The 15,239-nt window shown below is 60.4% G+C and carries 10 protein-coding genes and 2 pseudogenes; 8 read left to right on the top strand and 4 right to left on the bottom strand.

Annotated elements, in window-relative coordinates; all coding sequences use genetic code 11:
* The first annotated feature begins 227 nt into the window (after nt 1–227).
* From FOB72_RS17230 to FOB72_RS17215, 3 genes are all read left to right on the top strand, one after another.
* A complete protein-coding gene (locus tag FOB72_RS17230; RefSeq protein WP_150373976.1) occupies nt 228–1,496 on the top strand; it encodes a HEPN domain-containing protein in 1,269 nt (422 codons plus the stop codon).
* A gap of 222 nt (nt 1,497–1,718) precedes the next feature.
* On the top strand, nt 1,719–2,531 hold the full coding sequence (locus FOB72_RS17225) for a hypothetical protein (RefSeq protein ID WP_150373975.1): 813 nt from the start codon (nt 1,719–1,721) through the stop codon (nt 2,529–2,531).
* Between the two features lie 1,441 nt (nt 2,532–3,972).
* Nucleotides 3,973–4,218: a hypothetical protein gene (locus FOB72_RS17215; protein WP_150373974.1), complete on the top strand. Its 246-nt coding sequence runs from the start codon at nt 3,973–3,975 to the stop codon at nt 4,216–4,218.
* A gap of 160 nt (nt 4,219–4,378) precedes the next feature.
* Here the strand turns inward: FOB72_RS17215 and FOB72_RS17210 are convergent, their stop codons facing one another.
* Complete coding sequence (locus FOB72_RS17210; protein WP_150373973.1) at nt 4,379–4,867, bottom strand: hypothetical protein; 489 nt, start codon at nt 4,865–4,867, stop codon at nt 4,379–4,381.
* 1,417 nt (nt 4,868–6,284) lie between these two features.
* Here FOB72_RS17210 and FOB72_RS17205 point away from each other — a divergent pair.
* Together FOB72_RS17205 and FOB72_RS17200 are read left to right on the top strand one after the other, a co-directional pair.
* Nucleotides 6,285–6,644 (top strand): hypothetical protein, encoded by a 360-nt coding sequence (locus tag FOB72_RS17205; RefSeq protein WP_150373972.1) that lies wholly within the window; start codon nt 6,285–6,287, stop codon nt 6,642–6,644.
* Nucleotides 6,645–6,687: 43 nt separating this feature from the next.
* Nucleotides 6,688–7,227 carry a hypothetical protein gene (locus tag FOB72_RS17200; protein ID WP_150373971.1) on the top strand — a complete coding sequence of 180 codons (540 nt, stop codon included), beginning with the start codon at nt 6,688–6,690 and terminating at the stop codon, nt 7,225–7,227.
* Nucleotides 7,228–7,430: 203 nt separating this feature from the next.
* On the opposite strand, the gene FOB72_RS17195 is transcribed toward FOB72_RS17200, so the two are convergent.
* Nucleotides 7,431–8,195 (bottom strand): tyrosine-type recombinase/integrase, encoded by a 765-nt coding sequence (locus tag FOB72_RS17195; protein WP_411859843.1) that lies wholly within the window; start codon nt 8,193–8,195, stop codon nt 7,431–7,433.
* A gap of 54 nt (nt 8,196–8,249) precedes the next feature.
* A pseudogene (locus FOB72_RS32965) lies at nt 8,250–8,468 on the bottom strand (Arm DNA-binding domain-containing protein); the annotation flags it as partial.
* A gap of 431 nt (nt 8,469–8,899) precedes the next feature.
* Here FOB72_RS32965 and FOB72_RS17190 point away from each other — a divergent pair.
* Complete coding sequence (locus FOB72_RS17190; RefSeq protein ID WP_150373969.1) at nt 8,900–10,612, top strand: phage integrase family protein; 1,713 nt, start codon at nt 8,900–8,902, stop codon at nt 10,610–10,612.
* A gap of 698 nt (nt 10,613–11,310) precedes the next feature.
* On the opposite strand, the gene FOB72_RS17185 is transcribed toward FOB72_RS17190, so the two are convergent.
* A complete protein-coding gene (locus FOB72_RS17185) occupies nt 11,311–11,526 on the bottom strand; it encodes a hypothetical protein (protein WP_150373968.1) in 216 nt (71 codons plus the stop codon).
* Nucleotides 11,527–12,156: 630 nt separating this feature from the next.
* Between FOB72_RS17185 and FOB72_RS32580 the strand changes: the two are divergent.
* Nucleotides 12,157–13,177, top strand: a pseudogene (locus tag FOB72_RS32580) (integrase); the annotation flags it as partial.
* 875 nt (nt 13,178–14,052) lie between these two features.
* Nucleotides 14,053–14,880, top strand: coding sequence for a helix-turn-helix domain-containing protein (locus FOB72_RS17175; RefSeq protein WP_150373966.1), 828 nt, complete (start codon nt 14,053–14,055; stop codon nt 14,878–14,880).
* The last annotated feature ends 359 nt before the right edge of the window (nt 14,881–15,239 follow it).

The raw sequence follows: 15,239 nt of genomic DNA, 5'->3' as shown, positions 1-15,239 counted from the left end.
TCAGGATCGGGTGCAACTCAACACCGCGGCGACCTACAGCACGGAATATGTCCCCGTGGAATATAGTTGCTCGATCACGCTGCAGATCGGTAACGATGAGCGAATCCAGGTGACTCAGTACGAGGAGAATGGAGGATGCGAGTTGTAAATCCAAGCGCTCAACCGCTTTCGAAAGCAGATTGGTACCAGCTGAACGCAATTTACTCCCACCCACGGCGGACTTAGCAATGACGACCAAGGACCTATATCGAGAAAAGCTGCTGCGGTTGCTGGAAGCCGCTATAGCCGAAAGCACTGAGCCTGCTGTCGCCATGTTTCCCGGTTTCCCGTCCTACCACCATTGCCCCGAAACCGTTCTGAACGCACTTGCCGAGATTCCGGAGATCGCGCAGACAAGATCGATGCTGTTCAATCGAGGAATGTCGCACCATATGATAGACACCCATCAGTATGGTCAGGCCATCATTGCGCGCGCACTCACGAAGGGACCAAGTCAAGCTATAGATGATCTCTACGCATTTCTATCGCCATGCGCGAGTGACTGCATCGAAGTCTGTCTGCTGGGAGGTATAGAGGTCACGGAAACTACCGAACTACTACCCGGCGTATTTATCGCGCCGCCCGCGGATGTTCCCGAATCAAATCTGGGAGAGCTTGTGGCAACTGCCCAGTCTGACGAGGATGCGTTCATGTTTAACATGCGGGCACCGGCCAATCTGCGAGAGGCACCTCGAATCCCCAAGGCCGCCTTGTATCGCTTCGCCTCGCCAAGACCGAGGTTCTCGCCTTCAGCCGATAACGTCAAGCCTCTCTCGCCCGAAGAAGTAGAGGAACTGACTTTCCTTCAACGAGTTGCAACTCTACTCACTATCGTTGGACCTTCTTCACCTATTGTCTGGCGAGCTTACACAGAGCTTGTCGACGAGAGCCTGTTGAAGGGGCACATCGGCCACGCATGGTCTTCTGCTATCGAGGAGACTCGCGTGAGCTCAACAACCGTTGTCACACGCGACGACCTACTTGCAAAGCGGCCCACTTTTGAAGCCTACTTCACGCTGCCACAAGAGAGAAGAGCAGAATTAGATGTTCCACTACACCGTTTAAACGAGGCGATTCGCCACCGGAGCCCTGTGAATCGAGCAATCGACTTAGGCATCGCCCTAGAAGCCCTGTTCCTTTCAGGAAAGACCGATCCGGCCCAGCTAGGCTTTCAACTCCGGATGCGTGGCGCATGGCTTCTTGGCCGCACGCTGGAAGAGCGTCGAGAGATAGTTTCCCAACTAAAGAGTATTTATCAGTTTCGATCGAATGCAGTACATACAGGCGTCGTGGCGAACCCCAAGAAGCCTAGCGACTTCAAGAAGGTGATAGACATGCTTGATCTCGGCATTGCCTTGTGCGCAGATGCGATACAAGCAGTTATCTTGGCCAAAGACTTTAATTGGGATGATCTGGTGCTCGGCGCCCGGGACTCTGCGTCGTCAGATTCGAATTGAATCCCACGTCCCCTCGCGCGATACTCGCCTCGCTTCGTCCCTGAAGTCTTTGGCGCCGGCCGTCTCGCGGCGCCCCTTTTTTTGTTGAGTACACTGACATGAGCAGGCCGCCCCAATCGCGGGACAAATCTCCGCATCGGCCGCTGCAAGACCTCTCGATGGGACTCGCAATCCAATCTCAGTTGTCTCACCGCAAACAGTCTTAGGCAGGACAAGAAACTCATGACCATTGCAGATCGTGTCGATGATGCAAGATTTCTTAGGGCAGCGGGTAGACCGGTTGCATCTCTTGCGATGTATATGATCGCCGTTGCGGCGTCGTCACGACGACGCTTTCCTCTCAAAAGCCCCTCCGTCGCCGAACCTACGAAGACAATGGGGGACGGCGAAGCCTTCCGCCTTTTCATTGGCGGGCGACTGAACGACATACTTTTTTTGCGACGGAATCGTGGAACGGTCGGTGAGAGCGGCGTCAGCGTTGCCTGGAAGGGAGAGCAACGGGATGTGGCGTGGCTCCTGTACAAATACTATCGTAACGGCCTCCTACACGACGGCGCGTTGGATATGAATGCTCAGTTTGCGAGCGGTGGCGCGAGGGGGACGCTAGACATTACCGTAAAAAGCGACACTGTCGCCTTCGGCGAGGGACTTCTAGATTTGCTAGATCTCTCGGTTGTAGACGCCCGATGCAACGGAGAGGAATTCGGACGCCAGCACTACGATTGGTCCGTCCGCTCAGGTCGCACTCTCGAAGACGAACTTCGTCACCTCGCCCGTGCTATCGGAGTCAGCATTGGCTCGGTCTATATGATGTCGTACGTACTCTATGCGAATCGGGGAATCGACATAGACTCGGAACCTGCCCCAGGGATTTGGACGCGCGCCAGAGGATCCGACCAGGTCAACGGCGGAGTTGTCACTGGTCTGAAGGCTGCGGGATTAGTCGATATGAGGGGGGACACGTTGACGGACCGAGGCATCGAAGTCTTGCGCGAGATGTCGCGCCACCTAGAGATAGTTGCCGTCAGGATCTGAACTGCCGCAGCGTAATTTTATAGCTTGCAACCGACAAGTGTAGTGCATGCAGGGCCATGCGCGGCCCGAATAGCCTTGTGGCGCAATGGTTTGCTTCTTTCCCGTCCAGGAAACTGCGCACGCAAAAGGCATCGGTAGGGTCTGGCTTTCCGGGTCGCACGCAGGCACTTATTGGACACGGATATACTTGTGCGCCCATACAGTAACGTGGTGTGCATCATGGGCAACAGCAAACTGGCGCAAGGCTGCTAGGCGTCGTCGGGGCAACCGCAGCGCGAACCCGATACCGACAACGGCATATTGGCTCAGGTGCCCGGGGACATCGTCGCGCAAGGCATGGCGATCTTGCCGCCACCATCGGCGCCGGGCCCTGAGCATCGCCACGTAATCGTCACGGTCGGGAACATCGGCCAGGTGCGCCTCTTCATCGTTTCGCAAACTCTCCCGGCACGGCCGTGCAGTCTCACGCCTACTGGCAGGCTTATCGCGCGGAAAGGCTGTAGTGCCGAATCAGTCGCGGCGCAGCACCTTCGCCGCCTGACTCAGGAAGCGCCGGTGCCGGGCCGGACCACGGAGCGGAAGAATCCGTAGCAGAGGGGCGCGGAGAAGACGGAAAACTCGGGAATCCCGGTCAGCCCGGGCGTGATGCTCCCTCCTTGACGCTTACCGCCCTTTCCATTAAAGGTCCCCTCCTGGTTGACCAAAAGGACAAGATGGAGGACCAGGAGGCAAAGGGCAAGCCGGCGGCAGAGGCGGCGGCGGCGGATACGGCACACCCGCCAGTCAGAACGCTGTGAACTGCACTAGAGGCGCCGGAGACGGTGGGCCCGGAGGGGCCGGCGGCAATGGCGGCAAAGGGGGGGCCAAGTGGATCAGGCGGCCGCGGCGGTACCTTTACTCTCTTTACCAGCGAGGACAACATGGCGGCCGCTTCGCGCCTACTTAAGGTGGAGATTGCGGGGGGAGCCGCAGGTCCCCCCCCCCCGGCAATGGCGGTGACCCTGGCTACGGGGGGCCAGGCGGCAGACGCGGTACCGACGCAAGACCTTATTGCAGGGATGATGGTCGAAATGGGTCTCCGGGTGCGGCGGGCGCAACGGGGCCCACTGGGGATTTGGGCCTAAGCGGACCGACCGGCGCCTATTTCGTCGGAGGAATGAGTCCAAATTCCGTCACAGAGTTGCTTACTAAGCGGTAAGGCGTGGGATCAATTCGCAGATTCGCGATGGACCAAAATCCAGCTCCGTGCGAGAGCTAGCTCAGGAGGCCTCCGGCGTGGCTTATCGGTCTCGGGTGTTTTGCGGCACACCAAGGTGCTCGCGAAGCCGAGCGGCAAGCACAGCAGCAGCGCGCGGCCGAAACGCGAGGCAGGCGGAGGTCGCTGCGGCTGCTCGGCGGCGGCAGCTTTATCGCGAGGCGATGGCCTAGCGCCGCGCCGCTGATGTTCGAGCCTACGTCGGCGCAGTGGTCGCTCGAGGATCTGCAGCATGCTGGCGCGACGATCCGCGCGAAGGCTGACGAGTTCAGCGTCGCGCAGACCACCCTCGGCGCCGAGGTGGACGCCGCCGTGAAGGAATTCCGAAATGCGAAGAAGCCACTGCCTCCTGATTGCCGCCCTGATGACCTGCGGGTGCGCAAGCTCACCGACGCCTACGAGGCAGCAAAGCAAGCCGCCGGCGCTCGATAACGCGCTTGCCGCGCCGTGCCGGTGACCATCGGACCCGCCGGCCGAGCGCGACTATGACATCTGGCAGGAACGGGTAATGGGGGACATATTGAGGGCGCTTGGAGAGTGCGCCGCCAAGCATCGGAAGACGGTGGAGGCCTGGCCATCCCCGTAGAGCTGACTAGAAGCGAAGGAAGGCAAGCGGATATACGCCAGCCAGAAAAAGGAATGCTGAGCACCAGCCGGCATATCCGGCGAACCGAAAGAAAATGCTGCCACGCTCGATATCTTTCAGCAGCTCAGCCGCCTCAATCTGACCAGGAAGAGGCTGGATGTCCCAAATCTTTAGCCGACTGTCTAGCTCTTTGAGTCTGGCGAGAGCACCGAGCGAGTTGAGGTACATGTCGATTACCGCCATCACGAGGCCAATCGCAAACAGCAGGGCAATGGGCACACTGCACGGGCCCACGATCTTCTTACCAAGATCGGGGGCTGCATATAGCGCTGCAGCACCTGCCAATCCGGCGGCGTTCACGAAGGCCAGATGTTTGACGGTCTCAAAAGTCCAAGCGCTGTGTTCGTCGGCATGGACCCGCCTCCATGCCACGGCAGCCTCTCTCATACGGAGTCGGTATTCGTGGAGGATGGCTTGTGCCTGTTCGGGTGTCATTTTCAATCCTGTCCGTCGATATGGCCGCATTGTGAAAACCCACATGCAGCTTGGTCAATCCCTCTGCCGAGCGTGTTGCATGTTCATACACAGCCGATAGATGGCTGCATTTGATCTCCTGCTTAAGCCTTCGCTGCTGCACCCGTTGCAATCGCCGCGATTTATTCCTCTGATCAGCACCTTGACGGCGAGGCGTTCGTAGGCCTGCGCCTTTCAGCAGTGGACAGGAGATTCTGAAGGGCGGGCCAAGGAAGCATTGGTTGGATGCCATTCAAAAAGAAAGCGCCGCGCTCGCCGCCGAGCACGACGCCCAATGCACTACAGGGAGCGCGCGGTATAGCGCCGTGCCGCGCCGGGTTCGATTCGATTCTGACGACTCAGCGACCGCGCACTGGCGCACCAGGCGCGTCGCCTTCGCGCTGCGCTTCGTACGCAGATCGTGCCTCCGCAGCTTGTCGTTCACGCTCGGGCGCGCCGGATATTGCGTCAACAATGTATGAGACAAGCTTTGCGACGAGTTCCTCGACGACTGTGGTTCCCTCATCCCTGATTCGAAAGTCGCCCCGGGGCCCAGACCGAACGGTGATTCTCAATCGCCCTGTGGCTATCCAGCCGGCCGGCGCATGGGGGATGTCGGGCGCCCTTGCCCCGCTGCGACCCGCCTTCCCGCAATCGCGCAGCAGCGCTCGCCTCGCGCCCACTGCGCTTGCCGCAGTCTGCATAGTCCATCTGGACCACTCCTGCCGCAATTCAGCTTCAACCTCCGCGCGCAGGCTTGGGTTAACGCCTTCCTGATAGCTATAAGCCCACGCAATGACATCCGACGCGCGCCACCAACTCCGCATGCTTGATCGGACGGCGCTCGATTCGGCTGGATCTGTGCAGCGGCACACTGGCTAAGGAAACCCCGGAACCTTGAACAGCCCTCTCGGCGATCGATGCAGAAACTCAGCGATAGCTTGGATATCACAGAACAGATCTCCGAAGCGCTCGCACCGCGTCCCTAGTATTTCACAGGCGTCCCGCTCGGCTTTGCGAATCGCCTTCGTTGCAAGGAGAGAAACGAACTGATCCACGAGAATACCCTCGCGCCCGGCGCGCGACCCACTCTCCATCGCAAAAAGGACTCGCTTTAGGGCGGCATCGATCAGCTCGTCGCTAGGTTAGTTATCTGACTTTGCAGGCATGCTCCCACCAGATTGAGGCGATACGATCTTGTCACTCCCCACCAAAGCAGGGGGATTCCACAGCAACTCACCCCCGTAAAATGCGGTACGCGGAGACATCTCCGCCGCCGAGAACCGCACCGTAGAAGAAGGCTTACAGGGGATGGGTAGTGAGAACAATAACGCTTTGTGTGGGCTTGGGTGCGTTGCTTTTAGGCGGCTGCGCCACTTGGGGTCAATTCGACAAGGGCATGAATGCGCTCCAGGGCAGACCGCTCGACGATGCCATCAACGTGTTCGGTATGCCAAGCGGCGAAAGAACTATCTCCGGCCGCCGGTACATCCAATGGGGTCGATCCAGCTCTGGGTTCGTCCCAGTGACAACGCCCTCTACAACCTACGGCAACGTCAACGTAGGGCGCGCATATGGCAACTATTCTTCCACCACCTACAGTACGTCCTATGTGCCAGTGAATTACAACTGCTCGGTAACGATGGAGGTCGATGAAAACGACCGCATCATGCGAGGTCAATACGAAGGGAACTTGGGCGGATGCGAGGGGTACATTAAGCGCTTAAATCGCTTCCGCAAGCAGATCGGCGCAAGGTAGATGACAAGCGTGCTGGCTCCGAGTGGAGTCACGGGAGCATTAAATGAACATCCGTCACTGTCTGACGGCAGTATTAATCGCACTCGCCGGGCATGCTAGCGGCGCGACGTTCGGAGATTGGCAGACCGGAGTTACCGATGATGGTAACCTTTACGCTGGAGTTGTGAACGACAGTCAGAGCGCGCTCATGAAGGTGTGCATCATTAAATCCGGTAACTGCGTCTGGTTTCTAGTGACCGCCACCCGATGTGAGCCTGGTGCGCGATCTCCTACGTTGATCAACTCCGCTCTGGGTGCGACGACGACCGATCTTATCTGTGATCAAAGTGTATCGAGTGCGCCTAACTCCCCCGCTCAGTATCGCTATGCCATCGCTAACTATGAGCTATTGGATCAAGTTGCGAATGGGGGCAAGCCATTTGGTCTCGCGGTCGGATTGGAGAGCGGCAGGTTTGCTGTTTTTCGATTTTCAACAAATGGCGCAAAGCAGGCTCTTGGCAAACTGAGCGAAGCGGCGATCCGCCTGTACAACAAACAGCAATCCCCATCGAGCAATCCCGCGAACCGCGATTCTCTCCTGTAGGAGCTTTTGCTTTATGGTAGGGCGCTGCTACTCGGTACGCTCTGTCACGTCGCGTAGCAACGCCCTAAGATCAGGATGTCAGCTTGCTGAGGCGCTCTCCCACGTCCGCGCGCCACTGCAGCATTTCGCGCCGCTACCGCAGATACTCGGCGCGGTTGTAGGCGGCCTCGACCTTATCGCTGACGTCGTGCGCCAACGCGCGCTCAATCACCACGGGTGCAATAGCCTGCCTCATTCAGGATGGTCGATCCGAGTGCACGGAAGCCGTGCCCAGTCATACGGCCGCGATACCCCATCGACCAGAGCGCGTAGAGCATCGCGCTCTCGCTCATCGACCTGTCACCCTTCCGCTCATGTGGGAACAGGTACTCGCTATCGCCGGTGTATCCTCGCAACTCCTTCAAAACTTCGACGGCCTGGCGGCTTAGCGGCACGTCGTGCGCGCGATTTGCCTTCATCCGTGCAGCCGGGATACGCCAGATCGGCGCATCGCCATCGACATCGTGAAACTCCGCCCACGTTGCGCCGCGGATTTCCTTCGTCCTGGCGAGCGTAAGCATGGTCAGCCTGAGCGCGATGCGGACCACGATGCCTGGATACGCACTCATGACTCGCAACAGCGCCGGCAGTTCCTCGCGGCTTATACAAGCGAACGACTCGGTAGGGTTGATCTTGAGAGCCTGAGCGCGGAGTTCGGTGAACTCCTTGGCGACGAGCGGCACCGGGTCACGATCGATGTACTCGCGCAGGACTGCGAACTGGAAGACGCCGGCCAAGCGTTGACGAACTCGCCGCGCAGTCTCTGCCTTCCCTTCTGCAAGCATTTTCTGGAGGACGGTGAGGATGCCGGCGGTCCCAATCGTTCGCATCGGCTTCGCTCCGATGATTGGGAGGACGTGGTTGGTCCCGTAACGACTGCCAGTTCTGGTGTGCGTGCTGCACGGACCAGCCGAGGCGGTACGCCTCAATCCACTCTTCAACCACAACGGCCAACGTACGCCTCGCGCCGCCCGGGCCGAGGGGTCCAAACCCCGGCTCAGCAGATCGCGTAGCTCGTCGCGTCGCTCGCGCGCCTTGGAAAGGCGCATCGTGACCCGCTCTGTGCCCTTCTTCCGATAGACACCGACCTGCGTCAGCTTCTCCTTCCCGTCGAGCGTGTAGCGCACGCGCCAGTACATCGAACCGTCCGGGTTGACGAGCAGGAAGAGCCCGCGCTCGTCGTAAATCTTGCGGGCCTTCTCTCCAGGCTGTTCGTTCTTGAGCTAGATCTCAGTGAGTCGTGGCATCGCCCTCGTCCTCGAAGTACAAAGCTCGCGTTCGCGCTCGCTTGAGGTACCCCGCGTGTCGTTGATGAGGCCAGTTTCCCCCCTATGTACCCAGGATTTCACCGGCTGGGGACGGACGACTACGCACTACTTAGGACAGCATATCGCCAGCAAGCCGTTGCTGCATAAGGGATAGAAAACAAAAAAGCCGCCCAGTTGGACGGCTTCGGATGAATTCGTACTTATTCTTGGCGGAGAGAGGGGGATTCGAACGCTTGAACCCGATTCAACTTCCGCCGCGCGCGAGACGAGTTTCTTTTGGAACGCGTCGCTATACCGATAACAAACATTATCGATACCAATCATTTTGTGTGGCAAACTCAGGGTTGCAAACTTACGCCACACCCATGCCTCGCCGCCCCCTTACCGCCCTCCCCGGACCATCCCCCGTCGCGACAGCTGCCGCGTTTCCTTCGGCCGATGCATTGGCGGCGTTGCGCGCCTGGTATGAGGGCGCCCCTTCACGCATGGCTATCGAGCGGTTCTGGCCGGACGCGCTGACGCCGGGACGCTCCGCGCGGGGTGTACTCGGCGAGCTGCGTCGGCACCTGGTGGATATCGCGCGCGCGGGGCAGCGGGAGGAGCTTGCCGCCCTCTTCGGTTGCCCGGCTGATTGCCGCGTCAGTCGCTCCGCGGAGGTGCCGCGCGCCATTGAGGCGTTGCGGCATTTGCCCGCGGCGATGCCGCAGATCACTGATGCCGTCGAAACGTGGTTGCCTGCCCGGGCAGCGTCCGCGCTGCGGGCGCATGGGCTTAATACCCTCGCGGATCTCACCATTCGGATTCCGCGGCGTAGGCGGTGGTGGGTGGCGATTGACGGGTTGGGGGAGCGAAGCGCGCGGGTCATCGAGGCCTTCTTTGCCGCGCATCCGCGACTGACTGAGCGAGCCCGCGCCCTCGTCATGGCATCGCAGGCAAGGACATCCGCGGCGGCGCGCATTGTGCCTTGGGACGATATCGTGCTGCCGAAGGAGATCGACGGCTCGCACGGAACCTTCCGTGCACCACGGCTGATGTGTTCGCTTTCCGCCAATAACGATTACGACGCCGTCAATGCCTGGCTTGCGCTGCACGAGGCGCCGGCTACCGCGCGGGCGTATCGCAAAGAGGCGGAGAGGCTACTCTTATGGGCGATGCTCGAGCGCGGCAAGCCGCTCTCTTCGCTCACCTCCGAGGATGCAACGGCCTATCGGGCATTCCTGCGGGCGCCGACTTCGCGGTGGGTCGGCCCGGCGCGCCCTCGCCCCTCTTCGGAATGGCGCCCGTTCACCGGTGCGCTGGCGCCGCGATCCATCGCCTACGCGCTCGGCGTCATCGGTGCATTGTTTCGCTGGCTGATTGCGCAGTGCTACGTGCTGGCCAATCCGTTCGCCGGCCTGAAGGTGCGCGGCGCGCAGCGCGCCGCGGCTCTTGACGCCTCGCGTGTCTTCACCAAAGGGGAATGGGCGCTCGTACGCGCGCTCGCGGATGGCCTGGAATGGTCGCAGGGTTGGAAGTCGGACGCGGCTATGAGGCTGCGGTTCTTGCTGGATTTCGGGTATGCGACGGGACTGCGTGCGGCCGAGCTGGTTGGTGTGACGCTTGGCGGCATCGAGTTGGGACCGCGCGGCGAGCGCTGGCTGCACCTGATCGGCAAGGGCGAGCGCCGCGGCAAGGTGGCGCTCCCCACGATGGCGAACCAAGCGCTGGAGCAATACCTGCTTATGCGCGGACTGCCAACAACGCCTGCGCTATGGGACCGACGTGCGCCGATTCTCGCCAATCTGGAGGATGGAACTCCAATCACGACGCCGCGACTGCGTGCCGTGTTGCAGCGATTCCTGAAATTCGCCGCCGACAATGTCGCGCGCGACCATCCGCCGCTCGCCGACAAGCTGCGGCGCGCCACACCGCATTGGCTCCGGCATACCCATGCCACCCATGCGCTCATGGGGGGTGCCTCACTGACATCGGTTCGCGACAACCTGCGGCATTCATCCATCACGACCACGTCGCGCTACCTTCACGAGGATGACATTCAGCGTAGCGATCAGCTCGAGCAAGTCTTCCGGCGCAAGTAGCAGATCTCGCTAGCACGCAGCCGCAGCAAAGTGACGGGCGGCTCCCGACCCTAAGCGGCCCTTCGTGATTCCCCAAAACAGACGTTCTCGCGGGCGGCATCGCTCCATATCGTGTGGAATGGTCGCGCATGCATCTGCTCGTGGCCGTAGCGCGACGCCGGCGTGCAGCTTCATGTGCGACCGTTGATCCCATCATCGATCCACAGCAGGTTCATACGGCAAATAGTCTAATATTCTGTCACTTTGCAAGGCAATCAAAAATTGGAGCCTCAATTAATATGGCAGACTGGATGCGCTTCGCGATAGTCGTTTCGCTGTCCACGTTTGGGTTCGCGGCTATCTTCATTGTGTTTGGGGGGCTGGCGCACGGATACTCCCTTCGTAGCGTACTTTTTCTCGGCTCGGCTGGGCTTTTTGTGGGCGCAATCGCCGCGCCGGAACTTGAGCCAAAGTTGTTCCGGTTCCCTCGACTTTGGCAGATTTCTCTGTCGGTAGTGGGCTGCGTTCTTATCGCAGTACATCTTCAGGCAGGTGCGCTCGGTTATTCCATTGCCGTGGTTGCGGGCTTGGCGCTTGGGTACCTAGCGCCCATTTGGAGTAGAGACATTCAAATCCCATGACTCATGTCTTGGCGTCGAGCGTCTCCTTCTGGCCGATTTCGGCCCTTGGACATTGCGGGTGAAGCGGCTCCGGACCGCCTACTTCTGCCCCGCCGCATACACACTGCGGCGCCTGATGGTCTGAATCGAGACCGGAACTCCGGGGAAGATGGTGACGGCCCAATCCCATGCCGCACTTGCCTCGGTGAAGCGCTGACTTTTGCCGGCCGTGCCGTTCTCGAACAGCGGCGTAGCGTGCCAGTTCTCCCTGATAGGAAGTACGGACACACGGCGGACTTGCTTGAGATGAACCATTGAGAGTGCTCGACCCGTTGCTGTGATTGTGCCGACGAAGAAAACGCAGAGACTTGAGTCATCGGCATAAGCTGCAGAAAATTGAGCGCAAGGCAGTCGGCTACGTCAGGCGTGCCCGGGAAGTCTCTCTCCGCAAAAAAGTGCAAATACTGTATGAATATACAGTGCACTTCCCGGGACGGAGACCATCATGCTAACCGTCGCCCCAGAAGCCATCCACCCCGCACTTTGGCCCACTCAGCTGGCGCGTGGATTCCTGCGCACAGTGCCCGCCGGCGACAAGTCACTGTCATCGGAACTGCCCGGTGGCGGCTGGCCAATCGGAACGCTGGTCGAGATGCTGGTCCAGCAACCTGGCATTCGGGAACTGTGTCTGTTGCGCCCTGCTCTGCGGGCCAGCGCCAAACGTCCGATCGCGCTGGTTATGCCCCCTCGCACTCCACAAACGCATGCGCTGGCGAACTGCGGCATCGCGCCAGAGCGCCTGATGTGGATTCGCGCGCAGCGTACAGCGGATGTGCTGTGGGCGACAGAGCGGCGAGGTCGTGCTAGTGCTGGCCGTGGCCGGCGCCAGGCAAGCTCGCCCATATGTTCCAACACTTCGTCACTGCATCGTCGAACTTGCCGTCGCAGTTGACCGAGCGGGCGCGCGCGTTGGTGCTCGCTGCGCCGGTGATGTCCGCTGATGCCATACGCATCGCGCCTTGGGAGCATCTGGTGCTGCCCGCAGACATCGACGGTTCGCATGGCGACTATCGGGCGCCCCGGCGCATGTGTTCGCTCTCCGCCAACAATGATTACGACGCGGTCAATGCCTGGCTCGCGCTGCATGAGGCGCCGGCTACCGCGCGGGCGTATCGCAAGGAGGCGGAGCGTCTTCTCTTATGGGCGATTCTCGAGCGCGGCAAACCACTCTCTTCGCTCACTTCCGAGGACGCGACGGCCTATCGGGCGTTTCTGCTGGCGCCGACGTCGCGCTGGGTCGGCCCGGCGCGCCCTCGCCCTTCGCCGGAATGGCGACCCTTCACTGGTGCGTTGGCGCCGCGGTCCATCGCCTACGCGCTCGGCGTCATTAGCGCGATGTTTCGCTGGCTAATTGCGCAGTGCTAGGTGCCGGCCAATCCGTTTGCCGGCCGGAAGGTGCGCGGCACCCAGCGTGCCACGGATCTCGACGCATCGCGTGTATTCACCGAAAGAGAGAATGGTCGCTCCTCCGCGCGCTCGCGGAAGGGTTCGAATGGTCGCAGGGGTAAAAACCCGATGCGGCGGCGCGTCTCCGGTTCTTGCTTGATTCTGGGTACGCAACCGGCCTGCGCGCACCGGAGCTGGTCGGCGTCACGCTGGGTGGCATCGAAGTGGGCTCGCGCGGCGAGCGCTGGCTGCATCTGTTCGGCAAAGGCGAGCGCCGTTGCAAGACGGCGCTGCCGTCCATGGCCAGCCCGGCGCCGGATCAATATCTGCTTGCACGCGGACTGCCGTGGACGCCCGCGCACTGGAGTCGGCGTGCCCCCTTCTCGCCAATCTGGAGGACAGCACTCCGATCCCTACACCACGGCTACGCGCCGTGCTGTGACGCTTCCTGACACTCGCCGCCGAGCGCATCGGGCGCGACCATCCACCGCTCGCCGAAAAGCTGCGGCGTGCCACACCCTTCTCTGGCACCCGGCGAGGAAAGGGTGTGGCGCTTACAGTTGGGCATAGCAGCACCCGAGGGGAAAGTCGTGGCTCGGTCCTCTTGGGACTTTGCCCCATCGCGTGGACGTGTCGTTGAGAGTTAAGCTTCGAACTTAGCGGGAGACAGCGACTATGGAAATTCGCATTGATCCGGCCGAGTATCTCGGCGGTGATTCGTCTGACCTAGAGTCAGTCCTAAACAATCTGTGCGCGCTTGGTTTTCTCAGTTCAGTACAAAAGCATGTCCGGGGTGGTTACCTTGTAGAGGTCGATGACGTTGCCATGCACGATCTATGGAAGCTGACGACTCCACAAAGCACTCATCAATCCTGAGGGTGCGCTGCACGCCATGACACGCTTGCTCCTGGGTGCTCAACGCGAGACAGGCCTATGCATAGACGAAAGTCGCTGCGTTTCCCTCAGGCAAAGGCCAGGATGCGTTGGCTAGGCTGGGAGTCGCTCACACGGCGCTAGCGCGATTTGTCGTTCGGTATGGTTGTTGATTTGCACCGAGACCTGACCCACAGGCCCCAGTGGGTCAGGTTCGGATGCAACTCAACAACCTTGTAGATCTCTGACATTGCCAATCCAGGGTCGCTTGACTTGAACATACGGGACGCGCGTTGAGGCATGCGAGAGAGCTATGAAACGAGACCCGACCTCTCTCGAGAACCCGCCAAATTTAAGCGGCTTTCCGCCGACCGTGTATCCGCTCCACGAGAGTGAATCACTGAGGCCGGCATCGACTTCGAGCCAGCGTGGCGCGTCACTCCATTCCTGGTTTGCAAAGGACCAGCCGCCGGATGCACTTGGGGAAAATGGAGTGACGGGCGCGGCGAGCAGCGGACATGTGTGTCGCCATCACTCGAGCACTTCTATACCATCGAGATCTTTCTCTCGAAGACTCTGGTGGATTGCACCAAAAATGGTATTGCTCTGTGTACGCGGGCTGGACAGTTTGGTGCTGCCCAGATTACTGCGCCGGGCGAGCAGATCCGCTGTCGTTTCGAGCGACCAATGAAATCCGTTCATCTGTTCGTGCCTGCCGCAACGATGTCCGAGGCTATCAGGCGATGCCAATTGGCTGCGGCTGAAGAAGTATCTCTGCAGGACCCAGCTTTCCGATCCGATCCGTTACTGGGCCGATTTGTGGGGGCACTCACAACTGCAGCTAGTGCTGATGGACCAGTCCCGCCGCTTTTTGTGGAGAGCGCCTGTCAGAGCGTCATTGCATATCTCGTTCGCGCACAACGCCAACGCGAGCGCTCGCCGGCCCAGCGCGCCGGGCTGCAATCATGGCGACTGCACAAGGTAATCGCATTCATCCAGGCGAACTCGAGAACGACCCTCTCGCTCCAAGCCATGGCAGACGAGGCCGGGCTGAGCCGCATGCATTTCGCAGCCCAGTTCCTTCTCGCTACCGGCATGACGCTCCACCGGTATCTTACGGAATGCCGCCTGGGCATCGCGAAGCAACTGCTGGCGGAAGGATCGTCTTCGTTAGCCGAAGTCGCGCCGGAGACCGGCTTTCACTCCCAGGCGCATTTCACGACAGTGTTCCGCAACTTCACCGGACTAACGCCGGGTCGATGGAGGTACCAGGCCCGACAGACAAGTGGCAGCGCCCTTCCGGGCCAGGAATTGTTGCTCAAGTGTGAGGCACAACAATCCGACCTATAGATCGTTCTCATGATGTCAATGGGCGATGCGCTGGCGCGCGTCGCTAGATCAGATCGTTGCTTTGCACTGAGAACTGACCCCGTACCGGTACTAGTGAATCAGGCCCGGAAGCAACTCAACCCTCGCGAGGCAGCGCGCGGAGACGAACAGCCGCAACCTGGCGCTTACCCATGTGTGCGAGTTCCTCCGTCGCGGCCCTCACCGCGGACAACAGACTGGTTTCCTTGTCGGCCAGCCGCGCGCAGCGCTCTCCGCAGTACCCGCGTGTTCACGCAGTTGCCGGCTCTCGTTCTTGAGCGTGCTCAACCGCTGCGTGAGCACCCCATTCAGCCCCGACACCCTCGACGCTGCCGGCAACG

The organism is Cupriavidus pauculus (assembly GCF_008693385.1).
Taxonomy (GTDB): Bacteria; Pseudomonadota; Gammaproteobacteria; order Burkholderiales; family Burkholderiaceae; genus Cupriavidus; species Cupriavidus pauculus_D.
Note: the sequence above shows the minus strand (reverse complement) of the source record. Positions and strands in the feature narration are given on the sequence as shown.